Genomic DNA, 23,814 nt, shown 5'->3' on the forward strand with positions numbered 1-23,814 from the left:
GACCCATGCTTAGCGTAGTCCCTGATCCCACTTCTGGTAATGATGGCTCGACACAGGGCTCGTCGCCCTCGTCGTTGCTGGATGAGATTGCTCGTGAGGGTGCTCGGCGGATGTTGGCTGAGGCTCTGCAGGCCGAGGTGGATGCCTATATCTCCCAGCACTCCGGAGAGCGTGACGAGCACGGTCACCGGCTGGTGGTGCGCAACGGCTCGCACCAACCGCGTGAGGTGCTGACCAGCTCCGGTGCTGTCGAGGTCACCGCCCCGCGGGTCAATGACAAGCGCATCGACCCCGACACTGGCGAGCGCAAGCGGTTCTCCTCGGCGATCCTGCCGCCGTGGGCCCGCAAGTCACCCAAGATCACCGAGGTGTTGCCGCTGCTGTACCTGCACGGCCTCTCGTCCGGGGATTTCGTGCCCGCGCTGGGACAGTTCCTCGGCTCGACCAAGGGCCTGTCGTCGACGGTGATCACGAAGCTCACCGAGCAGTGGAAGGCCGAACAACGAGCCTTCGCCGCACGCGATCTGTCCGCAGTGGACTACGTGTATGTGTGGGCCGACGGCATTCACGTCAACATCCGCCTCGACGAGCACAAACTCTGCCTGCTGGTGCTCATCGGTGTCCGCGCCGACGGCCGCAAGGAACTCATCACGCTGGCCGATGGCTACCGCGAGTCCACCGAGTCCTGGGCCGATGTGCTGCGCGATTGCGCCCGCCGCGGCATGCGCGCCCCGACCCTGGCCATCGGCGACGGGGCCCTCGGGTTCTGGGGCGCACTGCGCGAGGTCTTCCCGACCACGGCCGAGCAGCGGTGCTGGTTCCACAAGACCGGCAACGTGCTGGCCGCCCTGCCGAAATCCGCCCAACCCGGCGCGAAAAAGGCCCTGGCCGAGATCTGGAACGCCGAGGACAAACACCACGCGCGTGAGGCCGTGACCGCCTTCGAGACCACCTACGGCGCGAAGTTTCCCAAGGCCGTCGCCAAGCTCACCGACGACCTCGACGAGCTACTCGCGTTCTTCGACTACCCGGCCGAACACTGGCAACACCTGCGCACCACCAACCCGATCGAGTCGACCTTCGCGACCGTGCGGCATCGAACGAAGGTCACCAAGGGACCCGGCTCGCGGGCTGCCGGGCTGGCCATGGCATTCAAGCTCATCGAATCCGCCCAAACCCGCTGGCGCGCGATCAACGCACCCCACCTCGTGGCCCTCGTCCGCGCCGGCGCCCGCTTCACAGCCGGCCAACTCATCGAACGCCCCGACGACCACGCCCCACCCTCAGCAGCCTAAACAAACTTCATCCACAGGTATTGACAATTGCTCCCCACTCGGCGTCCGTCATGTCCGACGGGTAGCGGCGAATGCGGGCCGATGCGCTGGACGAAGGCGTCGTGGGGTACAAACTGAGTCGGGCCTCTGCTGTTAGTGATCATGACTGGCATCACGATCACTAGCAGAGGCCCTTCACATGCCCACCACCGGGATCCAAGACAGCCTCTCAGAGGAACAGGTGGGAGACGGTGTGAATGGTCAGGCCCGCCAGTGCCCCGATGACGGTGCCGTTGATGCGGATGAACTGCAGATCCCGGCCCACCTGGATCTCGATCTTGCGTGAGGTCTCCTCGGCGTCCCAGCGCCGCACGGTGTCGGTGATGAGCGTGGTGATCTCCGGCCGGTAGTTCGACACCACGTAGGCGGCCGCGTTCTCCAGCCAAGTGTCCACCTTGGATCGCAGCGCTTCCTCCTCGGCGAGCCGCCTACCCAGCGTGCGCAGGCCGTCACGCACCCGTAGCCGCAGCGCGCTGGACGGGTCCTCGGCGGCGTCGAGCAACATTTTCTTCGCGGTGCCCCACGCGGAGGACACGAGGTTCTGCACCTCCGGGTGCTGCACGATCTGCCACTTGATCTGCTCCGCCTTGGCGATGGTCCGTTCGTCGTTCTGCAAGTCGTCGGCGAACTCGACGAGGAACCGGTCCACGGCCTTGCGCATCGGGTGGTCCTGGTCCGTCTTGACCGCCCACGCGAACGCGAGCACCTCGGCGTAGATCTTGTCGGCGACCAGCGAGTCGAAGAACCTCGGCGACCAGGACGGCGCGCGCTGGCTGACCACGCGCATCACGGTCTCGTGGTTGTCCCGCACCCAGTCGTAGGCGCGGTCGCACACCAGGTCCACGAGCTTGTGGTGCGACCCGTCCGCGAAGACCTGGCCGAGTATCCGCCCGAGCGGCGGACCCCACTGCTGCTCGAGCACCTTGCGCACGACGAGCTGCTCCACCACCTCCTGAACGTCCTCGTCCCGCAACACCTGTACGGCGCCTCGAGCCGCTGTCGCGAGCTCGGAGGTGACTCGCTCGGCGTGGTCCTCGTCTTCCAGCCACACACCGACCCTGCGCGGGATCTCGGCGTTGCGGAGTTTGTCCCGGACGACGTCCTCGGCGAGGAAGTTGGTGCCGACGAAGTCCCCGAGACTCTCGCCGAGCGAATCCTTCCGGGTCTTGATGATCGCGGTGTGCGGGATCGGCAGGCCCATCGGCCGCTTGAACAGGGCCGTCACAGCGAACCAGTCCGCCAGCGCGCCGACCATCCCGGCTTCGGCCATCGCCCGGACGAAGCCCACCCAGACCGGTCCACCCTGGTTCTCCGCCCAGCGGGTGATCACGTAGATGATCGCCGCCGCGATGAGGAGGCCCAGCGCGACGGCCTTCATCCGGCGAAGGCCCCGTCGTTTCTGCTCGTCCGCGAGCGTCAGTTCCTGCACCCTTCGATTGTGGCAGCGTTCGCGGGGGACCTCTGCCGATACCGGCAGCCGGTCGAGGTGCGCCGAACGTGCCCACGGCGGTCCGCCGCTCGGCGCACCACCCCCACGCGGTGAGTCGACTAGGGTTCGGGCTGTGCGTACACCCGCTCTGACCTCCAGGCTGCGCCCGTTCACCTCGACGATCTTCGCCGAGATCACCGAGCTCGCCCGCCGCACCGGCGCGGTGAACCTCGGCCAGGGCTTCCCCGACTCCGACGGGCCGGCGGCGATGCTCGACGTCGCACGCCGGGCCATCAGCGACGGGGTCAACCAGTACCCGCCCGGCGCGGGCGAGCCCGCGTTGCGGGAGGCCATCGCCGAACACCGCAGGGACCGTTACGGCCTCGACCACGACCCGGCCGACGAAGTCCTCGTCACCGTCGGCGCGACCGAGGCGCTGTCGGCCTCGATGCTCGCGCTGCTGGAGCCGGGGGACGAGGTGGTACTCGTCGAGCCGTACTACGACTCCTACGCGGTCGCCGTCGCCCTCGCGGGCGGCGTCCGGCGCACGGTCGGCCTCACCCAAGGCGAGAACCACCGATTCGTTCTCGACATCGAGGGATTGCGTGCCGCCGTGGGGCCGAAGACCCGGGCGATCGTGGTGAACTCGCCGCACAACCCGAGCGGGACGGTGTTCACCGCAGCGGAACTCGACGCGATCGCGGACGTGTGCCGGACCCACGACCTCGTCGCGATCACCGACGAGGTCTACGAGCATCTCCTCTTCGACGGCCGTGCGCACACCCCACTGGCGACCCTGCCCGGCATGGCCGAACGCACGGTCTCGATTTCCAGCTCCGGCAAGACGTTCAGTGCGACCGGCTGGAAGATCGGATGGGCCTGCGGCCCGGCGGAGCTCATCGGGGCCGTGCGTGCGGCGAAACAGTTCCTCACCTTCGTCGGCGGTGCCCCGTTCCAGCCCGCCGTGGCCCACGCGCTGCGCCACGAGCGCGGGTGGGCCGACGGGCTGCGTGACCAGCTCCAAGGCAAGCGCGACCGCTTGTCGGCGGGTTTGGCCGACGCCGGGTTCGACGTGCTCGCCAGCGAAGGCACCTATTTCGTCTGCGCCGACGTGCGCCCCCTCGGCTTCGACGACGGCGCCGAGTTCTGCCGGGCGCTTCCGGAGCGCGCCGGGGTCGCCGCGATCCCGGTGCAGGTGTTCTGCGACAACCCGGAGGCCGTCCGGCATCTCGTGCGATTCGCGTTCTGCAAACAGGACGAGGTACTCGACGAGGCGGTTCGACGGCTGCACAAGCTGCGCTGACGTCCTCGGACGGCGTCTTGGAACGTGGGTGGGTCGTCCAGTACCGCAGCCCCGGTTCGCGCCTCGCCGCATTGGCCGACGAACGCCCGTTGCCCAATGCATTCTCAGCGCCCCCCGTGTCCGAGGCAGAGGAACCCGGACTCGTCGTGTTCGGTCTGCGCCCGCGCCAGCGCCGTCGCGGGCGTCGCGCCCGCGCGGAGCTCACGGTGCAGTGACACCATCACCGCGGCGGTCCGCTCGTCGGGAACGGGGACGACGCTGGCGATGACCGTCACGGTGCCCCGGGACAGCAGGATCGCCGCGAGTCCGCTCAGCTCGTCGCCGCGGCTGACCGTGGAACATCCGGCCTCACACGCCGACAGCACCACGGTGGTGGGCGAGCGGTGCAGGCGGTTCAGGTCGTGGCCGTAGAGCGGACCGTCGGCGACACCGATCGAGGACAACAACGGCTGGTCGTCGCGAAAGGTGCCGTGTGCTGCGATGTGCGCGACGGACGCGCCGTCCATCGCCGCACGTACTCGTTCCGCGGTGGCGTCCGCGCCGATCATCAACCTGCCGCCGTGGGCGGACTGCAGCGCCGTGACCTCTCGCGTCGCGTGATCGAGCCCCGGTCCGGCCACCCATACCGCCGACCCGCGGGACGCCTGCCTGGCGTCCTCGGCCGCGCGTCGCCAGCACCGCAGCGACGGTGCCACGACGACGCTGCGCCCTCGACAGGCGGGCAGTCGGTTCCACGCGAGCAGGTGCAGCGGCCCGGTCGGTACCACCACGAGGGCTCGGTCCCGGAGTTCGTCGAGCACCGGACCGAGCACTTGCTGCTGGATCGTCTCCGCGCAACGCCGGGCGCCGTCCGCGAACTCGGCGACGACCCGAGGAGAGATCGACCTGGCCTGCCGACTCAGCAGCTGCCGCAGCCGCGGCACTTCTGCTGCGACCTCGTCCACCGAACCCACACCATGGCAACGGATTCGACCGTCCACTACGGATACGAGCATCAGCTGTCCATCGTGGATCGTGTAGCTGACCAGTACCGAGCCCCCCAGTTCCGCGACGATCTCACGGAAGTCGAGGTCGACACGGGCCGGCCCGGCCGTTCCCTCCACCACGAGCGCCCGGTCTCGAACTCGACGTTCCAACGACGCCACTCTCGAGTGGGCGGCACGCACCTGCTCCGCGTCGCCGAATCCCGAGGCAGCCACCGCGGCACGCAACTCGACGAGCGCGCTCCGCAGCGCCGGACCCGACGGTGGCGACAACGGGCGGGGGCTCAGCGCACAGGCACGGTGCTGTTCAGCCCACCGCAAGACGAGCTCGGCGTCCCCGCTGCGCACGGCGGCGCGAATCGCGCAATCGGCCAGCTCCGCCAGCAGTCCGAAGGTCCGCACCCGGAGTTCGAACGACGCGATCGCCGTCGCGTACCCGTCGACGATGTCGAACGCGCGCAGGCACGCCCCGAACACCGGTCCGAGATCACCCCGGTCACCGGCGTCGATCTCCGCCACCAAAGCCTGCGCCCACCACGCGACCATGCGGTGCGCGACCGGCGCTGCCCTGTCCTCTCGCGCCGACGCCGCCGACGTCAACAACGCACGAGCCGTGCCGTGCCTGCCGGCCCGCCATGCTGCCCGTCCCGCCGCCAACGACAGTTCGGCCGCCTCGGCAGTCCACCCGTGCGCCTCGGCTGCCAGCGCCGCGCGCCGCGCCGCGACCAGCGTCCAGCGAGAGTGGACACCGGTCGCGATCTTGGCCTGCCACCACCGGACGCTCGCCAACGCGGCCCATCCCGGCCGCCGATGTGCCCGGAACGAGCGCCGTGCCCGCCCTGCGGCAGCGAGTGTCGTCTCACGATCCCCGTCGCGCAGTGCACAGGCGGCGAGCGCCAGCTCGGTCTCGGCGAGACGGAGCGTGCGCCCGTTCCGGGACAGTATCCGAGCAGCTCGCTGCATCTCCTTCGTCGCTCGGCAGGTCAGCCCCGCCGCGGCGAGCGCCTCCGCACGGTCGACGAGCACCTCCGGACGTGCCGAGGTGTCCAGTCCCGACGTGATCGCCTCGTCGAACAAGCGCAGAGCACCGACGAGATCACCCGCGCGCAGCGCGACACACCCACGGTTGTGCCTGCACGCCGCCGCACGTTTGTGCCGCCCGGCGTCGCGCAGCAGCTGTTCGGCAGCCGCCAGATCCGCTTCCGCTTCCGCGGGCCGGTTCCGGTACAGCCACGACAAGCCGCGCCCGACGAGCGCGTTCGCCTCCCAGCGTCGATCGCCGTGCCGTCGCAGGTCGGGCAGCACCCGCCCGAGTGCGGTCACGGCTTCCTCGAACTCGTCGGCCTGCACATGCGCGAGTCCCCGTAGGCACGTCAGACGCACCCGGTCGTGGCCGTCGAGTTCGGGGGCGGCGGCGTCGAGCTGAGCCTGGCACGCCGCGACGTCCCCGCCTTCGAGTTCGATCCACGCCAACGTCACCCGCTGCTGCGCGCCTCGTCTCGGCATCCCGAGCCGGGTAGCCGTCGCGATCCCCGCCACCACGTGCCTGCGGGCCTCGGCGAGCTCGCCGCGCTCGACCAGTGCCAGGGCCGCGACGTGTCGCGCGAGTACGTGCCGTTCCCCGGACACGGCGCGGGCGTCGAGCCACGGCCGGACACCGGTGAGCGCGGCGTCCGGTTGGCGCACCGCACGGTCCAACCAGTCGACCTCCGCAGCCGCTTCCACGAAGCCGGTGCTCAACAGACCAACCATTCCGCGACGGCGGGCTCGGCGCCAGCAGGACGCAAGACCACGCTGATCGGCCCCCTCGGCACGTCCTCCACCGCGAACGCGCCGTACGGGTCGAGCACCGCAGCCCGCTCCCCTCCCGGATGACGCAACGCGACGTCGCCCGAGGTCACCCCCTGTCCTGCCCGGCTGACCACCACGCCACTCGCCCGGTAGGAGCCCGGCAGCGTGGGCACGAGATCCAGTTCGACCAGCCGACCCGGCATCAGGAACGTCAGCACCCGCGACTCGGCGGCACGCGCCGCGGTACGGGTGGGCACCCGTTCCTCCGCCGAGTCTCCGACCAGTTCCAGCGCACCGGCACCGGCGGGCCGAGCCGCGACGTCGAGAGCCGCGTAGGCCGCCTGAGCGCGATGGGGCGGAGCCGGATCGGTCTGCTCGAACCACGCCCGCAATGCACGGAGTTCCGCGAACTTGGCGTCGCTCATCCCGCAGCCTCCCCGGTCACACCGTGCGCGAGCAGGTGAGTCCGCAGTTGGGCCAGGCACCGGGCCCGTTTCGGCCCGACCGTGCCGCGCGCCATCCCCAGCGCCTCGCCGACCTGCGCGTAGCTCATCTCCGGTGCGCAGGCGACGATGCGCAGGAGCTGCTGGCAGCGGCCGGACAGTTCGGCGAACGCGTGCCCCACCCTGGACGCCGTCCACGACCGGAGTACCTGCTGTTCGGGGCCGTTGACGGCGTCGGGCACGTCCGTGGCGGCGCCGTCGATTCCCGTCGGGGACTCGCGACGTCGTGCCTTGCCCAGTCGGATCGCCTCCCGGCGCGCGGTCGTCACCAACCACCCTGTGAGCGCTGCCGGTTCTCGGAGGCGACGGACGTTCTCCGCCAGCAGCAACCAGGTGACCTGCTCCACGTCCTCGGCGTCGGACCTGCTCAACCCGTAGGCGCGCGCCACTGACCACACCAAGGGTCGATGCACGTCGACGACCTCCCGCCACGCGCGGGCGTCACCCCGCGCGGCGCGCTGCAGCAGCTCGCCGGCGGATCCGGCGTTTGCAACCTCGTGCACGGCTCCTGCCTCCTCTCCCGATCCCGAAAGCTCGCCGTGCTCGGCGAATCCGGAAGTAAGAGGGACGGGAAGCGGGAAAGGATTCACCGCGTCCGCATTACCGCCCGAACGGGTAACGTCGCCGCGCGACCGCCAGTGCGTGTGCGGGCGTACCGCCTTCGTGCAGACCTCTGGCGACCTCGGCGGCGACAGCGGGAGCGGCGAACGACGTCCCGCTCCACCGAGCGAAGCCGTAGTCGCGCTCCGCCGAACCGGCGATCATCCGAACGTGACTGCTGGCCACTGCCTCACCCGGCGCCGCGGCGTCGACCCACGGCCCGGTGTTCGAGAACCCGGCCGTGGCACCGTCGCGACCGGTGGCGGCGACCGCCAGGACCTCGGGCAGTGCGGCGGGCCAGAACGGTCGCTCGCTGCTCAGGTTGCCGGCAGCCGCGACCGTCGCGGAGAAGTCGCTCAGTTCGGTAGCCAGGACGGGCGGGCACGTGTCGTCGGCGGTGTGACATCCGGCCGTGAGGACGACGACGTCGATCCGCTCGCCACGGGCCGCGGCTCCGGTACGCAGCGCCCGAAGGCCGCGCGCGACGGTGAGATCGTCGGTGAAGCCGAGCGAGGACAACGCCCGCTCCGCCCGGACGACGACGCCGGGAGCATGCTGGAGCAGGATTCCGGCGACGAACGTCCCGTGCCCGGCCTGACGGTCCTGACCTGCGTCGTCGTCGGCGTCGAGCCGCTCTCTGACCGGTTCGAACCAGACGCGGTCGGCGAACCACGGATGCGGGTCCAGACCTGTGTCGAGCAGGCCGACCCGCACGGGTGGATCCCACACGGTGTCCTCCGGTTCGGGCACCGACGGTGCAGGCCGTGCTTCGGCGCCGGTCCCGAACAGCACCGGCGTCCCGAACAACACGGGCGAGCCGAGGTGCACATGGTTCGGTGCCGCACCCACCTCCCGCGCGATGTCGATGCAGTTGCGGTGCTCGGAACTGCGCAGCCGCAGCGTGGCCGTCGACGTGGCGTCGTCCGACTCCACGGTGTCCACCCACCGACGGAGCCGCTCGACCACGGGTTCGACACCGTCCGGGCCGACGAGCAGCTGTCCACGGCGGACAAGACACTCGCCGGGCCCACCGGCATCGTGCAGGTACAGGTCGTCGGCGTAAGGGCTCCATCGCTCCACGAGTTCGCCGAGCGTGACTCGGCCGTCATATCCATCCACAAGGGACAGCTAGCTCACGACCGGACGATCCACAACGGACACGCCGCGGCACGAACCGGCGATCACCTGTCCGGTCAGCGCGACGCGCCGGAGGCTCCACTGCGGACACGCCGAAGCGAGTTCGGAACTCACCTGTCCGGCGCTCGCGAACACGTAGGGTGGTGTAGCACGATGTCCCCATCACGCACCGAGCACGCTCGGGCCTTCACGGCTCGGCAGGGGCGTGAGCGGGCTCTGAGTGGTTGCAGCACGGACACGGGTGCGCCGCGACGCGGCCACCGGCAGAATGAGCGTCCAGGGGTGGACGCCACGAGGTCGAACAGGACGGGCGGTGATGACGGTGTTCGGGTTCTGCGCGTGGCGCGGGTTCCGGACACTGCGCGCCCTGCTGCTGCGGGCAGCGTTCGTGGCGGGCCTGACCGCCGTCACTCTGTTCGGCGTCCAGGTCGCTGCTCCTGCGGCACCGGATGTGTCCGATCGGACGCAACAGACTCAGGAGCAACTCGCCGTCCCTGCTGACTCGAGCCCGTCCGACCACGGACAGAGTGAACCGCCCCTGCTCGAGGCCAACGCCCCGGCCCACTACGCTCCCTGGGCTTCGCACAGCACACCGGCCACATCCGTCACGTACACCGAGACCGCGCAGCGAGTGCTCGGCGCCTTGCCCGTGCACCTCACCGCGCCCACCGCGGGTCCCGCGCACACCGGCTTCACCGACGCGCAGGTGTTGGCCGGAACCGTCGCGACCGAGCCATCGGTCTCTCCCGACTGATCTCGCCCGGGACCGCCGTTCTCGGGGCACACCGTCCGAGCCTGCGACGACTCGTCGTCGCAGCGACGCCGATCCGCTCGACTGCGCCTGGGCGGATCGGACGGGGCCTCCACCGTCGACGTCGTGGCGCGCGGTCGCTACGCACCGGCCGAGCGGTGGCGGGAGCCCCGCCCGCCTCGGCTTCCGCATTGCCCCTGCGGGCCGAGGCACCACGGAGCCGTCTTCCGGCACGACGAGGGGCCGTGCCGGGAGCGGCTCCGTCTCGTGCCCCACTCACATCACGGGGAACTCGACGGACGACACCCCGGACCGGAGTGCGTCGCGCGCTCGCGCGAGCCGCGCGACACCGTCTTCGAGCTGTTCCGGCGGCAGCGTGTACGGCAGCCGCAAGAATCGCTCCAGGTTTCCGTGCGCGGCGAAGTGCATACCCGATCCAATGTGGACACCATGTTGTTCCGCTATGACAGCGAGTTTTCCGCCGACGGGGACACCCAGGTCGCACCACAGGGACAAGCCACCGCGAGGGACCTGAAATCTCCACTCTGGACAGTGGGTTCCGAGTAGTTCGACCAGTCGATCACGTCGCGCACGCATCTTCTCCCTGCGGCGTCCGAGCACGGTGTCGGCGTCGGCGAGCAGCTCCGCGAACACGACCTGTTCGAGCACCGGCGTACCGAGATCACCGGCGACCCGCGTCGCAGCGATTCGCTGCAGGATGTCCTCGGACGCACGCACCCAGCCGATCCGCAGCCCACCCCAGAACGACTTGCTCGCGGAACCGACCGTGATCACACGTTCCTCGGCGAACGCCGCCATCGGTAGCGGCTGCGCCACACCGTCGAGGTCCATGTCGACCAACGTCTCGTCGACGACGGCCGATGTGCCGTTCCGTCGCAACGCGGTACCGAGCCGCTGCCTGCCTGCTTCGTCCAGGCGTGCGCCTGTGGGGTTCTGGAAGTCGGGGATGAGGTAGGCCAGCCGGGGAGCCGCCTGCCGCAAGGTCGCCTCCACCGCGTCGAGATCCCACGAGCCGTCGACCATCGGCACCCCGACCGTGCTCGCTCGCAGGCCCCGGACCGCCTCCAGCGCGTTCGGGTACGTCGGATGTTCCACGAGCACGCGCTCGCCAGGGGCCACCAGCGCCCGCAACGTCAGGCTGAACGCGTGCTGGGCGCCGCTGGTGACGAGGATCTGGTGCGGACCGGTCGGCAGACCCCGTCGTGTGAAACGTTCCGCGAGTCGCTCCCGGAGTCGGAGCAGGCCACGCGGATCGTAGCCCGATCCCGGATACAGCTCGGCGAAACGGGGACGCGCCCGATCCAGTGCGTCATCGAGCTCCGGAGGTGCGCACGGCGTCGCTTGCGCCATGTTCAGTGCGCCCTCCCCGGACGGACCGAAGAGACCGGTCACGGCACCTTCGCCGTCGCCGCCGGAGGGGACCGTGATCCACGAGCCGGCTCCTCGGCGACTCGCGACGAGATCATCCTCGCGCAAGAGCTCGAGTGCTCGCACCACGAGGGTGCGGCTCACGCCGAGCGAGGACGCGAGATCCCGCTCGGCAGGCAATCGAGTCGCAGGCGCGAGGACGCCGTCGAGGACGAGCCTCCGTAGCGCCCGGTGCAGCTGCTGCGACGACGCGGCCGCTCCGGCGGTCCACTCACCCAGCAACTCGGCGACCTTACGGCCCTGAACGTGGCGCACCGCTGACGTCATCATGAGTCCAATAATGCCAAATTGGCTCTCGCTATCAAGTCCAATGAGGGACTAGAACAGACAGTGTGACTGCTGTGGATCTGTCTCCGATGTCAATCAGAGTGCGCCCCGCTGCCCGCCTCGTGCAGCTCATCACCGGGCAGGCCCTCTTCGGCGCCAGCATGGCGCTCATGGTGCGCGGGCAACTGGGCCTCAATCCGTGGGACGTCCTGCACCAGGGGCTCGCCGGACACCTCGGCTGGACGTTCGGAAACATCACCGCCCTCACCGGCGTGGTGGTCCTGATGCTGTGGCTTCCGTTGCGGCAGCGCCCTGGACTGGGCACGCTCACGAACGTGATCGTCATCGCGCTGACGGTGGACGCGGTGCTCGCGACGGTTCCCCCGATGACGACGCTCCCGAGCCAGATCGTGCTGCTCGCGAGCGGCGTGGTCCTCAATGGATTCGCGACCGCTGTGTATGTCGGCGCCCGACTCGGACCCGGCCCGCGCGACGGGCTCTTCACCGGTCTGCACGCACGCACCGGATGGCCGGTACGGATCGTACGCACCGGGATCGAGATCGTGGTGCTCGCGGCCGGTTGGCTCCTCGGCGGCACGATCGGCGTCGGCACGGTGCTGTTCGCGTTGGCGATCGGGCCACTCACGCAGCTGTTCCTTCCGTTCACGACCGTGCGGGGGCCCGCACCGACCTCGGTAGACGCATGAACGAATGCCTCCACGCGGTCACCAGTGCCACCGCACCCCCACTTGTGGGTGAATCTTGCGGAAAAAGATCGCCTCCCCTAGAGACAATCCAGGTACCAACTAGTAACGTTCTCAACGTCCACCTGACCCCCAGGGGTGGATGTGGCGCCCCCGCACTCCCGGTGACCCCCAGGCCGGTCGAGCGCGGGGGCGCTCCCATTCGACACCCTCTCACCTGCAAAAACCGCCACGAGCTGGACTACATGCAGCCTATTCGGCTAGCCCGTTCGAGGTGACACTCAGCGAGAAACGGGTTCACTCGGACGCGCCCCGAGACCGCTCCGGGAAGACCCTTACGCCCGCTTCCCGCCCCTCACAGGGGCTGTAACACTGTGACGGGAACGGACGATGGGCTAGGCCGAGTCGAAAACCCGTACGGTCACGCCGGGGTCGCCAGCAGTTCCGCCACGTTCCGGTCGATCTGCGGCATGTAGGTCGGCGCCGTGCCGAACAGGCCGAGATGCCCGCCGATGTCTTCGACCACACGCAACTCACTGCCCGGCACCAGTCGCTGTTCGGCCGCGCAGTCCCGCACGGGGAAGAACATGTCCTCGTCGATCGGCATGACGAAGGTCTTCGCAGTGATCCGGCCGAGCGCAGCGCCCAGATCCCCGCCGGTGAGCCGTGTGACGTCGCCACGCTGCCACTTCCACGCCATAGTCAGCAGCGCGTTCGGGTCCATCGCCCGGAAGTACGGCTGCAGGAAGCCGTCGAGGAACGCCCGCTGCGACTCGAAGTCCAGCCCGCGCCACGCCTCCTGCTTCCAGAACTCCGTCGAGAACCCCATCACGCCCCACAAGCGCGCGTGCCTGCCGAGCCCGTCGGCGACGTCCTCGTGCGAGGCGTACTCGCCGTCCTTCCACCCGGCGTCGGAGGTGATCGCCTCCATGAGCGTCTCCGTGTACAGGAAGTCGTGCGGGGTGTTCAACGCCGTCCCGGCGATCGGCGCCGCACGCCGAACCTTGTCCGGGAACCGAACCGCCCACTCGTAGGTCTGCTGCGCCCCCATCGACCCGCCGACGACGAGAGCCAGCCGCTCGATGCCGAAGTGCTCGCGCAGCAACCGTTCCTGAGCCACGACGTCGTCTTCGATGCGCACCCGCGGGAAGGCCGACATCGCGATTCCGGAGTTCGCGCCGTCGGCGTTGTGCGGCGAGGTCGACAAGCCGTTACCGATCTGGTTCACCACGACGATGAAGTACCGCTCCGGGTCCAACGCGTGCCCGGCACCGATGTAGACGTCCCGCCAGATCTGGTGCGTGCCGGAGTACCAGGTCGTCACCAGAATCGCGTTGTCCTTGGCGGCGTTGAGCTCACCGAAAGTGGCGAGAGCCAACCGACAGTCCGGTATGGAGCCGCCGTCGGCAAGATCGAGCGCGCCGACGCTGACGAGCTCGTACTCACCGTGGAACTCGGGTGTGTAGAAGGGATTGTCAATCATCTCGGCCGACCGCCTCTCCGTGATCGTCCCGGACCTCGCCCTTCAGGCTCGGCGACGTGGCGAACCGGCGCCACCCGGAGAGCGGCTGACGGTGGTGAGAGGGCATCTAGGAAGCTGTCCCGCCACTGCGTACGACGAGTGACGCACGTTCCCGCCACTCTCACCGTATAGCGCACCGGGGGGCTTGCGGCAAGACCCGTGTCGTGCCGCATCCTCTCTGTCGCGGCCACGACCTGCGGGAGCTCGACGCAGGGACGGGCCGCCGGAACGGGGGATTCATGATTGACGTGATCATCGTCGGTGCCGGCGCGACCGGGTTGATGCTGGCAAGCGAGTTGCGCTTGCACGGTGTGCAGACGCTCGTGGTGGAGAAGGATCCTGAGCCGACCAGGGTCGTCCGCGCGCTCGGACTGCACGCCCGCAGTATCGAGGTGATGGATCAACGCGGCCTGTTGGAGCGGTTCCTCGCCGAAGGCCGCCGGTACCCGCTCGGTGGCTTCTTCGCCGGCATCGCCAAGCCGGCGCCCGAAGGCATGGACACCGCACACGGCTACGTGCTGGGCATCCCGCAGCCCGTCACCGACCGTCTGCTCGCCGAGCGTGCCGTCGAACTCGGTACCGAGATCCGGCGCGAGAGTGAGCTCGTCGGGCTCAGCCAGGACGAGCACGGCGTGCGGGCCGAGTTGAGCGACGGCGCACCGCTGCGCGCGCGGTATCTCGTCGGCTGCGACGGCGGTCGCAGCACGGTACGCAAGCTGCTCGGCGTCGGCTTTCCCGGCGAGCCCAGCACGGTCGACACGTTGCTCGGCGAAATGGAGGTAGCCGTGCCCGCGGAGACGCTGACCGCCGTCGTGGCCGAGGTCCGCAAGACGCAGCTGCGGTTCGGCCTCGCACCGATCAAGGACGAGGTGCACCGCGTTGTCGTACCCGCTGAGGGGGTGATCGAGGATCGCTCCGTTCCTCCCTCCTTGGACGAGGTCAAACAGCAGCTGCGGGCGATCGCCGGCACCGACTTCGGCGTGCACTCACCGCGCTGGCTGTCCCGTTTCGGCAACGCCACGCGGCAGGCAGAGCACTACCGGACGGGCCGCGTGCTGCTCGCCGGCGACGCGGCCCACATCCACCCGCCGACCGGGGGACAGGGTCTCAACCTCGGAATCCAGGACGCGTTCAACCTCGGCTGGAAACTGGCCGCCGAGGTGGGCGGCCGGGCACCGGCCGGGTTGCTGGACAGTTATCACGCCGAACGGCATCCGGTGGCCGCAGCCGTACTCGACAACACCGCCGCACAGATGCAGTTGATGTCCGTCGATCCTGGCCCGCAGGCCGTGCGTCGGCTCGTGTCGGAACTGATGGACTTCGAGGAAGTGAACCGGTATCTCACCGAGAAGATCACCGCGCTCGACGTGCGCTACGACTTCGGCGACGACCATGACTTGCTCGGTCGGCGGATGCCGGACGTGGGGTTGAAACGGGGGCGCCTCTACGAGCAGATGCACCGCGGTCGCGGACTACTGCTCGACCAATCCGGCCGCCTGTCGGTGGCGGGCTGGGCGGATCGGGTCGACCGTGTCGTCGACGCCAGTGACGAGCTGGACGTGCCCGCGATGCTGCTGCGGCCGGACGGCCATGTGGCGTGGATCGGTGACGATCAACAGGACCTGCACGGTCACCTGTCCAGGTGGTTCGGCGCCGGCTCGCTCACTCGGGGGTAATCACGAGTCTTGTGCCGTGCCGATGACAAGTCGAGCGCTCCGAAGTCGACACAGGTACCGGCGCCGACACGACGCCACGATCGAAGGAGTCATCATGGCCATGTTGTTCCTCAACCTCCCGGTCAAAGACCTGCCCGCGTCCCGGGAGTTCTTCGGCAAGCTCGGCTTCGCGTTCAACGACGACTTCAGCGACGATCGCGCCGCTTCCCTGGTGCTGGGCAGCGACGCTCACGTCATGCTCCTGACCGAGGAGTTCTTCGCCACGTTCACCGGCAAGTCACTGGCGGACGCCGCGAAGACCACCGAGATGATCGCCGCGATCGGGGTCGACACCAGGCAACGCGTCGACGAGATCGTGGACACCGCTCTCGCCGCAGGCGGTCAGGCATCGCAGGAGACCTCCGAGCAGGAAGGCATGTACGGGCGCAGTTTCCAGGACCTCGACGGACACCTGTGGGAAGTCGTGTACATGGGGAACTGAGTCAGCCACCGGGCGGACAGCCGTGAGCGCTGCCCGCCCGGAGCGGCACCCGGCCCGAGAAGCACTCAGCAGTCTGAACGCCGCGACTTCCGAAGGTACCCTTGATCTCAACCGGTGTAAGCACGTGATCTTGGTGTAGGTATGTCGTCGGTGGAGTGTGGAAGGCCGACGAGGAGTGTCCGGGTGGGACAGCGCACGATGTTGACGGGCGGCGATCGGGAAGAGATCTCGCGCGGTATCGCCGAGGGCGTGGACCAGGCGGTGATCGCGGAGCGGATCGAGCGGAATCCCAGCGTGGTCAGCCGCGAGATCCGTCGCCATGGCGGCCGGGCGCATTACCGGGCCCAGGTAGCCGTACGACGGGCCACGTCGGCACGAGCGCGGCCGAAGATCCGCAAGCTGGATACAGATCCGGTGCTGCGTGAGGTGGTCACGACCAAGCTGCGGGAGGGCTGCTCGCCGGACCAGGTCGCGGGCCGGTTGCGGCACGAACGGCCGGGCCAGCAGGCTTGGCAGGTGTCTCACGAGGCGATCTACACCTGGATCTATGCGCTGCCCACCGGCGAACTGGCTCGTCAAGGCATCTGGCTGCGCTCGGGGCGTAGCCAGCGGCGCTCCCGTGGCCGGGCCCGCAGCTCGGGTGCGCGGATCGTGGGTATGCGCTCGATCGAACAGCGCCCGGCCGAGGTCGCCGACCGCAGGGTGCCCGGACACTGGGAAGGGGATCTCGTGGTGGGCAAGGGCGGCAAAACCGCCATGGCCACCCTGGTCGAGCGTACGTCGCGCTACACCTGCTGTGTGGCGCTGCCCGACGGCAGGCATGACGCCACCACGACCCACGACGCACTCCTGTCGAAGATCAACGACATGCCGTCGCATCTGCTCACCAGCCTGACCTGGGATCAGGGTTCGGAGATGGCACGCCACGCGGCGTTGTCGCTGGCCGCCGACGTCGACATCTACTTCGCCCACCCGCACTCGCCGTGGGAACGCGGCACGAACGAGAACACCAACCGGCTGCTGCGCGAATACTTCCCCAAAGCAACCGACATCACCGACCACCAGTCCTACCTGGACACCATGGCCGAAGAACTCAACAACCGCCCCCGCCGTATACTCGACTACCGAACCCCAGCAGAAGTCTTCACCGAGCTCCTCACCAGCTCACTTGCTTCCACCGACTGACACTAGAGGGCCGTGGCGTTTTCGGACAGGCAGCCAACTAAAATCGCTCCTTCGAGGGAAGGTTGTCTGTGTCTGGAACGAAGCGTCGGTCGTATTCTCCCGAGTTTCGGGATGAAGCGGCGAAGATGGTGACCGAGACCGGTCGTACGGTGGCCGAGGTTGCTCGCGAGCTCGGGTTGAATCAGCAGACCCTGCGGAACTGGGTGAACGCGTACGAGGCCGCGCACGATGCTCCGGAGCCGTCGTTGAGCGTGTCCGAGCGTGCGCGACTGCGTGAGCTGGAAGAAGAGAATCGTCAGCTGCGCATGAAGACGGAATTTCTGGGAAAAGCAGCCGCCTTCTTTGCCAGCGAGTATCGGTGAGCCAGCGGTACGCGTTCATCGCTGCAGAGAAGGACACCACGGACGAACACGGCGTGAAGAGCTACACCGTGGAGAACATGTGTGCCTGGCTCAACGTGTCGAAATCTGGATTCTACGACTGGCTGTCGCGACCCGAGTCGGACACCGACCGGCGCCGTCGCTACCTGGGCACGTTGATCAAGAAGTGTTTCGACGACTCCGATGGCACCTACGGCCACCGGCGCATCCACGCGTGGCTGGCCCGCTGCGGAGAGCCGGCCACGCCGGAGCTCGTGCGCAGCATCATGCGGGATCAGCAGCTCGTCCCCTGCCAGCCTCGGCCCTGGCGCCCGAGCCTGACCCAGGCGAGCACGCACGTGCTGCCGGACCTGCTCAAACGTGACTTCACCGCCCGTGAGCCGGGCGAGAAATTGGTTGGCGACATCACCTATATCCCGACCGGACAGGGATGGGTGTATCTGGCCACGGTCATCGACTGTTATTCGAAAGCCGTCGTCGGATGGGCCATCGACGACCACTACCGCACACCACTTATCGAGAAGGCGATCCACATGGCTGCCCGCAACCACACCCTTCCCGCCCGCGCGATTTTCCATTCAGACAGGGGCAGCAACTACACGTCCGCCGACTTCGCGATGACGCTACGCTCGCTCGGCATCCGACAATCCGTCGGACGCACCGGGATATGCTTCGATAACGCCATGGCCGAATCCTTCTTCGCCACCCTGAAAAATGAACGCGTTCATCGAGTTACCTACCTCACCAAAGACCACGCCAAGGCTGACATTGCTTCCTATATCGAGCTTCGATACAATCACCGCAGGCTCCATTCCGCTATCGGATACAAGGCCCCGAACGAAGCCCATGCCGAGTACTACAACCATGCGAACGCGGCATAAAATAACCCACTAACAAGCCGTCCGAAAACAGGCCGGCCCCTCACACCGCCACCCGTTGACGAACAAGGCTGATTTCAAAAAGGACCTCGACGCCTACCGTGCGGTGCGAAACGAGTTCCGAGTCGTGGAGATTCCGGATCTGCAGTACCTCATGATCGACGGCCACGGAGACCCCAACACGTCGCCGACGTTCACACACGCGGTCGAAGCGCTCTATCCGGTGGCATACAAGCTGAAGTTCGCCAGCAAACGCGAACTCGGCCGCGACTACGTGGTGATGCCACTCGAAGGACTGTGGTGGGCCGAGGACATGGACGCCTTCACCACGTCCCGGGACAAGTCACGCTGGGACTGGACGCTCATGATCATGGTGCCGGACTGGATCGAGGACGACCTCGTCGACACCGCTGTTCGGCAAGCCGGGGCGAGAAACCCCCCGGAGAGACTGGGCGACATCCTCCTCGCACCTCTGTCCGAGGGGCTCTGCGTGCAGACGTTGCACATCGGCTCCTACGACGACGAGGCCGAGCTGCTCGCGCGGATGCACCAGGAATTCCTCCCGCGACACGGGCTGACGATGACCGGCAAGCACCACGAGATCTATCTCAGCAACAGCCGCAGAGTCGCCGCCGACAAGCTCCGCACGATCCTGCGTCAGCCCGTTCGGACAGCCCGCGCGGAAACGTGATCGACGGTCGTGAACCGGCAAGCCGTTGGTTGTAGTCAGCTCGCCGACCGGCCTGTAGCCAGGGGGTTGTCCGAGGTGGAGGTGGTCTCGGACTCAGGCGTCGACGGCGGTGCCGCAGATGCCGCAGACCTCGAGTCGGCGGCGCTTCCAGCGTGCGACCGGGACGAAGAACACCGTGAACTGCTTGAACTTCCGCACGCGGGTCCACTGCGTCGTGTTGTGGCATCGCGGGCAGTTCCGCATCCCTCCGGGGCCGAGGGGCTGCTGCTTGGTGCCGAGGCCGAAAATGAAGATCACGACGCCAGCGTAGGCAGCGATTCACCGCGGCCGCCATCGGTGCGCGACACTCGTGCGCGCCGGCGACCGGGTTCCCCGACCGACGGCTCGGGCCGGTGACCCACCGGTTCTCCGCGGGTGTCCAGTAGCGTCCGACGACCAGGCTCTCCCATTGCCGACCCAGCTCCACCTCCCGGAGGAGGGAGATGACCGAGTTTGCGCACTCCCTCGCCGTTCGTCAGCTCGCCGACTACCGGGCCGGGACACCGGGCACGTTCTTCTCCGATCCGAAGCGGCCACCTCTCGACCTCGACGCCGCCTACCGGGTTCAGGACGAGGTGGCGGCGCTGCGCGCGCCAGCGGAGAACGTCGTCGGCTATAAGGTCGGCTGCACCGGACCAGGGACGCGGGCGCAGTTCGGGTTGGACGAGCCGATCCGGGGGCTGCTCTACGACAGCGAGCTGCACGACTCCGGGTGCGAGCTCTCCCATCAGAACTACGCCGACCTGGCGATCGAGGGAGAGGCGGCGGTGCGCCTGGGCGACGACGGCCGGATCAAGCAGGTGTTTCCGATTCTCGAGCTGCACAACTACGTCTTCCGCGGCCACCCTCCGTCGTTGCCCGAGCTGGCAGCGAACAACGGCCTGAACGCCGGCGTCGTGCTGCCTCCTCCGCCAGTCGCGCTGTCCTGGCGCGGGGACGAGCCGCTACCGTGGCGATTGACGGTGGGAATCGACGGCGTGCGCGTCGACGACGGGCCCATGGACGGCGTCCCGGGAGGGCCGGGCGGGTCGCTGTGCTGGCTGCGACAGCACCTGGCCGACCGCGAACAGACTCTCCGCCCCGGGCAGCTGATCCTCACTGGCACACCGCTGGGACTGATACCGGTACGACCCGGCCAGCACGTACGCGTCACGGCCGAGCACCTCGGTGCCGTGGAGGCAACGATCGTCCCCTGAACCCGCTCGGCGCCCAGTGGACAGCGATCCGCTCCGGCCAGTGCCGGTGACCGCGCGGGCCGAGGAGCTGCGCGGCGCACGTTCCATGCGGCGTGGCGAGCGGAACGGCGGTACATGCACGTGGCCGAGACCGTTCGGAGAGATCCAGCGCGGACCCAACTCACCCGCCACTTTTGAGCGCTACTGAGACCCCAACTGAGACTCCCCGACATGAAAATGGCCCCTGTCGGACGCGACAGGGGCCATTTTCGCAGTTCGGGGACGTGGCCAGGGGCGGGGTCGAACCGCCGACCTTCCGCTTTTCAGGCGGACGCTCGTACCAACTGAGCTACCTGGCCATAAACGCCCGGCTCGAAAGCCAGGCGTCGTGGCGACCCAGACGGGACTCGAACCCGCGACCTCCGCCGTGACAGGGCGGCGCGCTAACCTACTGCGCCACTGGGCCATCTTGTGTTGTTGCGTACCCCCAACGGGATTCGAACCCGCGCTACCGCCTTGAAAGGGCGGCGTCCTAGGCCGCTAGACGATGGGGGCTCGGCCGATCATTCAACCGCACCCGGCCTTGCCTCCAACCGGTGTCGTTGCGCCCCGTTCGGAGTGATTAGAGCTTACGACACGAACTCAAGCGCGTTGCACCCGGGGGGTCCTATCGCAACCGGGAGCCACACGTCTCTGAAGGTAACGACTTGACCTGCACTTTCATTCCGCCACAGGGAGGACAGCGAACTGTCGGCGACTCGACGGCCGCGATCGCAGGCGCGAACAGGCGGCGGCGACGCACTGCCGCGCCGTCAGACGCGGCGCCACTGTGCTCCGCGGGCCGAGAAAGCGCGATCACCGGGAAACCGGGGCTTCTCCGTCCTCGTCGCCGGACAGGCCGAGCATGTCCAGCAACATCTTGCAGTCGTCCACGTCCCGCGCTCCACGCGCGACCGCGATCCGCGCCCGGTGGACCTGCTCCGGTGTGATGCGGGCAGGCTCGCCGTTGCGCGGCGCCGGAACTTCCCCGGACGAACGCGTCGCCGCGCCGTCCTGCTGCCACAGGAACTGTCGTACGTCGAGCGACCCGTCCATGGTGCCTCCCCGACTCGGGTTGTCGGCCGCGAGGCTATCCACGCGCGTCGACACCGTGCAGCCCCCCAGAGAGTGATTCAAGAACAACTCACGGTAATCATTCCAGGCCGCGAGATCGCCCTGACGTCCGTCCAGTCACGGCGCGCCCGCTCCGACCACCGAGCCGAACGTCCGCAGTGGAACGAGACGCGACGCGACCCCGACGAGCGGTGGCCCACAGTGGCCGGGTGACCTCGCGCACCCACAGCCGGGTGGCCCGACCTCGAGGCTGGATTACTGGATGGACACCAACTGTTCACATTTTCCCGGTGTTCCCTCCCCAAAACCCGTTCGCCATGCCACAATCGTGGTGCTGACACCCCCCAGGTCAGCACCTGTGGAGATCCCCTCCGGCCCCCGTGTCACTCCCCCTGACGCGGGGGCCTTCCACGTTCGTCGCCGACTTTCCCCGCGACACGCGAACGTGACAGCAGCCACAGGGCCGTGCACGCCGCAATCGAACCGTTATCGTGTGCCGGTGGCTCTAGGACGAAAGATCGGACGACGGCAGCGCCCCGAATCTGCCGCTACCGAACAGGCTCCCGCGCAGCCGGACCACGAGCTCGACTCGTATCTCGCGGCCCTCACCCCCGAAGGGGACGTCGAGACCACGGGCACCGGTCGCCAGTTCGGCAGCTCGCAGGTCCACCAAGTTCGGTTGCCGCTGATGGCGAACGAGAAGCTCAACGCGCTCGCCGCCCGCAAGGGCACTTCGCCCGCGGCGCTCGTGCGGGACTGGGTGATGCACCACCTCGAGGCGCACCCCGATCCCGAGCCGCAGGGCGGCCCACAGTGGCCGCAAGAGCAGCCGGAACCGGCGCAGCACTTCGGTGCGGCCAGGGACGCCGACCATGACTCGGCGCAGCACTTCGGTGGCCAGTTCCCGGGCGCCGACGGGCGCGCCGGAGACCCGCACGCTCAGGCGTTCCCCGGACCTCAGGCGGGTAAGCACTCCCCGCAGCCGTTCGGGCAGCAGGACCCACAGTTTCCGGCCGACCCGTACGCGGGCGCAGGCGAGGAGACCGACAACGAAATCACGATGCCGCGGGGTCAGGGCTACTACGCCTGACCCGGGCTCCCCACCGTCTGCCGGCGAAGACGTACCCCCGACCGTCTTCGCCGGCAGATTTGTCTCTCACGAGCGCGCAGTGCACTGCTCGGCAGTTGCGTAACCGAACCTCCCCGCACGCCTGACTGCGGGCCGACATCGGCCACAACTCGCGCAGCCACCACGGAGCGGTTCAGCCGGCTTCGAGACCGAGCTCGCGCGCGATGAGCATCCGCTGGACCTCGCTCGTGCCCTCGCCGATCTCGAGGATCTTGGCGTCGCGGTAGAACCTGCCCACCGGGGTCTCGTTCATGAACCCGTACCCGCCGAAGATCTGCGTGGCGTCGCGAGCGTTGTCCATCGCGGCGTTCGACGCGACGAGCTTCGCGATCGCCGCCTGCCGCTTGAACCGCTCGCCGCGCTGCATACTCGCGGCGGCGTCGTAGTAGGCGAGCCGTGCGGTGTGCGCACGCGTCTCCATGTCGGCGATCTTGAACTGGATCGCCTGGTACTCGCCGATCTTGCGTCCGAACGACTCCCGCTCCTGTGCGTAGCGAAGGCACTCGTCGACGCAGCCCTGGGCGAGGCCGACGCTCAGCGCCGCGATGGCGATCCGGCCCTCGTCCAGGATCGACAGGAACTGCGCGTACCCACGCCCTCGCTCGCCGAGGAGGTTCTCGGCGGGCACCCGGCAGTCGTCGAACGACAGTTCGTGTGTGTCCGAGGCGTTCCAGCCGACCTTCGAGTACTTCGGCGCGACGGTGAAACCGGGCGTACCCGACGGCACCACGATCGTGGAGATCTCCTTGCCACCGTCGGGTTTCGTGCCGGTCACGGCGGTGACCGTGACGAAGCCGGTGATGTCGGTGCCGGAGTTGGTGATGAACGCCTTCGACCCGTTGAGGACCCACTCGTCGCCGTCGAGCACCGCAGTGGTGCGGGTGCCACCGGCGTCGGAACCGCAGCCCGGTTCGGTGAGCCCGAAGGCTCCGAGTACCTCGCCGGACGCGAGGCCGGGCAGCCACTTCTTCTTCTGCTCCGCGGTGCCGAACCGGTAGATCGGCATCAGCCCGAGGGACACCCCCGCCTCGAGCGTGATCGACACCGAGGAGTCGACGCGGGCGAGTTCCTCCAATGCGAGACAGAGGGTGAAGTAGTCCCCGCCCATGCCACCGTCTTCCTCGGCCACGGGCAGACCGAACAGTCCCATTCGTCCCATCGTCTGCACGAGCGGATAGGGAAACTCTTCCCGCTCGTAGTAGTCCCCGATGACGGGCGCGACGTCTTTGCGCGCGAAGGTTTCGACGCTGGAGCGCAGTGCTTCGTGCTCCTCGCTGAGCCGGTTGTCGAGCAT

General features: G+C 68.3%; 21 protein-coding genes and 3 tRNA genes. 11 read left to right on the forward strand and 13 right to left on the reverse strand.

Annotation, left to right across the window (positions count from 1 at the left end):
- The first annotated feature begins 5 nt into the window (after positions 1 to 5).
- On the forward strand, positions 6 to 1,295 hold the full coding sequence (locus tag GIY23_RS21150; protein WP_154075433.1) for an IS256 family transposase: 1,290 nt from the start codon (positions 6 to 8) through the stop codon (positions 1,293 to 1,295).
- Between the two features lie 208 nt (positions 1,296 to 1,503).
- Here GIY23_RS21150 and GIY23_RS21155 read toward each other — a convergent pair whose 3' ends face one another.
- The gene (locus tag GIY23_RS21155) at positions 1,504 to 2,712 is read right to left on the reverse strand and encodes a DUF445 domain-containing protein (protein ID WP_154079027.1); all 1,209 of its coding nucleotides are present in this window, start codon (positions 2,710 to 2,712) and stop codon (positions 1,504 to 1,506) included.
- 184 nt (positions 2,713 to 2,896) lie between these two features.
- Between GIY23_RS21155 and GIY23_RS21160 the strand changes: the two genes are divergently transcribed.
- On the forward strand, positions 2,897 to 4,066 hold the full coding sequence (locus tag GIY23_RS21160) for a pyridoxal phosphate-dependent aminotransferase (protein WP_154078262.1): 1,170 nt from the start codon (positions 2,897 to 2,899) through the stop codon (positions 4,064 to 4,066).
- A 104-nt stretch (positions 4,067 to 4,170) separates the two neighbouring features.
- Here GIY23_RS21160 and GIY23_RS21165 read toward each other — a convergent pair whose 3' ends face one another.
- From GIY23_RS21165 to GIY23_RS21180, 4 genes are all read right to left on the reverse strand, one after another.
- Complete coding sequence (locus tag GIY23_RS21165; protein WP_154078263.1) at positions 4,171 to 6,789, reverse strand: CHAT domain-containing protein; 2,619 nt, start codon at positions 6,787 to 6,789, stop codon at positions 4,171 to 4,173.
- Positions 6,786 to 7,265 carry a hypothetical protein gene (locus GIY23_RS21170; RefSeq protein WP_154078264.1) on the reverse strand — a complete coding sequence of 160 codons (480 nt, stop codon included), beginning with the start codon at positions 7,263 to 7,265 and terminating at the stop codon, positions 6,786 to 6,788. Before GIY23_RS21170 ends, GIY23_RS21165 begins: the two co-directional genes overlap by 4 nt.
- Positions 7,262 to 7,846 carry an RNA polymerase sigma factor gene (locus GIY23_RS21175; protein ID WP_154078265.1) on the reverse strand — a complete coding sequence of 195 codons (585 nt, stop codon included), beginning with the start codon at positions 7,844 to 7,846 and terminating at the stop codon, positions 7,262 to 7,264. Before GIY23_RS21175 ends, GIY23_RS21170 begins: the two co-directional genes overlap by 4 nt.
- Positions 7,847 to 7,943: 97 nt before the next feature.
- Entirely contained in the window at positions 7,944 to 9,023 is a 1,080-nt protein-coding gene (locus GIY23_RS21180) for a S8 family peptidase (RefSeq protein WP_228717424.1), read from the reverse strand.
- 373 nt (positions 9,024 to 9,396) lie between these two features.
- Here GIY23_RS21180 and GIY23_RS21185 point away from each other — a divergent pair, with 373 nt between their 5' ends.
- The gene (locus GIY23_RS21185; protein WP_154078267.1) at positions 9,397 to 9,834 is read left to right on the forward strand and encodes a hypothetical protein; all 438 of its coding nucleotides are present in this window, start codon (positions 9,397 to 9,399) and stop codon (positions 9,832 to 9,834) included.
- Between the two features lie 273 nt (positions 9,835 to 10,107).
- Here GIY23_RS21185 and yczR read toward each other — a convergent pair whose 3' ends face one another.
- Positions 10,108 to 11,550 (reverse strand): MocR-like transcription factor YczR, encoded by a 1,443-nt coding sequence (gene yczR, locus GIY23_RS21190; protein ID WP_154078268.1) that lies wholly within the window; start codon positions 11,548 to 11,550, stop codon positions 10,108 to 10,110.
- Between the two features lie 86 nt (positions 11,551 to 11,636).
- On the opposite strand from yczR, the gene yczE reads away from it, so the two are divergent.
- Positions 11,637 to 12,254, forward strand: a complete 618-nt coding sequence (gene yczE, locus GIY23_RS21195; protein WP_154078269.1) for a membrane protein YczE — start codon at positions 11,637 to 11,639, stop codon at positions 12,252 to 12,254.
- Between the two features lie 418 nt (positions 12,255 to 12,672).
- Here the strand turns inward: yczE and GIY23_RS21200 are convergent, their stop codons facing one another.
- A complete protein-coding gene (locus tag GIY23_RS21200; protein WP_154078270.1) occupies positions 12,673 to 13,734 on the reverse strand; it encodes an alpha/beta fold hydrolase in 1,062 nt (353 codons plus the stop codon).
- A 278-nt stretch (positions 13,735 to 14,012) separates the two neighbouring features.
- On the opposite strand from GIY23_RS21200, the gene rox reads away from it, so the two are divergent.
- From rox to GIY23_RS21225, 5 genes are all read left to right on the forward strand, one after another.
- The gene (gene rox / locus GIY23_RS21205; protein WP_154078271.1) at positions 14,013 to 15,449 is read left to right on the forward strand and encodes a rifampin monooxygenase; all 1,437 of its coding nucleotides are present in this window, start codon (positions 14,013 to 14,015) and stop codon (positions 15,447 to 15,449) included.
- 94 nt (positions 15,450 to 15,543) lie between these two features.
- Positions 15,544 to 15,930, forward strand: coding sequence for a VOC family protein (locus tag GIY23_RS21210; protein WP_187351955.1), 387 nt, complete (start codon positions 15,544 to 15,546; stop codon positions 15,928 to 15,930).
- A 183-nt stretch (positions 15,931 to 16,113) separates the two neighbouring features.
- A complete protein-coding gene (locus GIY23_RS21215; protein WP_222850196.1) occupies positions 16,114 to 17,115 on the forward strand; it encodes an IS30 family transposase in 1,002 nt (333 codons plus the stop codon).
- Between the two features lie 125 nt (positions 17,116 to 17,240).
- Positions 17,241 to 18,376, forward strand: a protein-coding gene (locus tag GIY23_RS21220) for an IS3 family transposase (protein WP_154075325.1) whose coding sequence is annotated in 2 segments (ribosomal slippage) — positions 17,241 to 17,439 and positions 17,439 to 18,376 — 1,137 coding nt in all. Because the reading frame shifts where the segments join, the coding sequence is not laid out codon by codon here.
- Positions 18,377 to 18,431: 55 nt separating this feature from the next.
- A complete protein-coding gene (locus GIY23_RS21225) occupies positions 18,432 to 19,064 on the forward strand; it encodes a GyrI-like domain-containing protein (protein WP_154078272.1) in 633 nt (210 codons plus the stop codon).
- A gap of 93 nt (positions 19,065 to 19,157) precedes the next feature.
- Here GIY23_RS21225 and GIY23_RS21230 read toward each other — a convergent pair whose 3' ends face one another.
- Positions 19,158 to 19,361 (reverse strand): zinc-ribbon domain-containing protein, encoded by a 204-nt coding sequence (locus GIY23_RS21230; RefSeq protein WP_222850197.1) that lies wholly within the window; start codon positions 19,359 to 19,361, stop codon positions 19,158 to 19,160.
- Between the two features lie 185 nt (positions 19,362 to 19,546).
- On the opposite strand from GIY23_RS21230, the gene GIY23_RS21235 reads away from it, so the two are divergent.
- Positions 19,547 to 20,299: a 2-keto-4-pentenoate hydratase gene (locus GIY23_RS21235; RefSeq protein ID WP_154078273.1), complete on the forward strand. Its 753-nt coding sequence runs from the start codon at positions 19,547 to 19,549 to the stop codon at positions 20,297 to 20,299.
- A gap of 264 nt (positions 20,300 to 20,563) precedes the next feature.
- Here the strand turns inward: GIY23_RS21235 and GIY23_RS21240 are convergent.
- From GIY23_RS21240 to GIY23_RS21255, 4 genes are all read right to left on the reverse strand, one after another.
- A tRNA-Phe gene (locus tag GIY23_RS21240) sits at positions 20,564 to 20,637 on the reverse strand.
- 30 nt (positions 20,638 to 20,667) lie between these two features.
- A tRNA-Asp gene (locus GIY23_RS21245) sits at positions 20,668 to 20,744 on the reverse strand.
- A gap of 16 nt (positions 20,745 to 20,760) precedes the next feature.
- Positions 20,761 to 20,833, reverse strand: a tRNA-Glu gene (locus GIY23_RS21250).
- Positions 20,834 to 21,133: 300 nt separating this feature from the next.
- Entirely contained in the window at positions 21,134 to 21,373 is a 240-nt protein-coding gene (locus GIY23_RS21255) for a hypothetical protein (protein ID WP_154078274.1), read from the reverse strand.
- Between the two features lie 517 nt (positions 21,374 to 21,890).
- On the opposite strand from GIY23_RS21255, the gene GIY23_RS21260 reads away from it, so the two are divergent.
- Positions 21,891 to 22,481: a hypothetical protein gene (locus tag GIY23_RS21260; RefSeq protein ID WP_154078275.1), complete on the forward strand. Its 591-nt coding sequence runs from the start codon at positions 21,891 to 21,893 to the stop codon at positions 22,479 to 22,481.
- Between the two features lie 172 nt (positions 22,482 to 22,653).
- On the opposite strand, the gene GIY23_RS21265 is transcribed toward GIY23_RS21260, so the two are convergent.
- Positions 22,654 to 23,814 (reverse strand): acyl-CoA dehydrogenase family protein, encoded by a 1,161-nt coding sequence (locus GIY23_RS21265; RefSeq protein WP_154078276.1) that lies wholly within the window; start codon positions 23,812 to 23,814, stop codon positions 22,654 to 22,656.

It is taken from the genome of Allosaccharopolyspora coralli (assembly GCF_009664835.1).
GTDB lineage: Bacteria > Actinomycetota > Actinomycetes > Mycobacteriales > Pseudonocardiaceae > Allosaccharopolyspora > Allosaccharopolyspora coralli.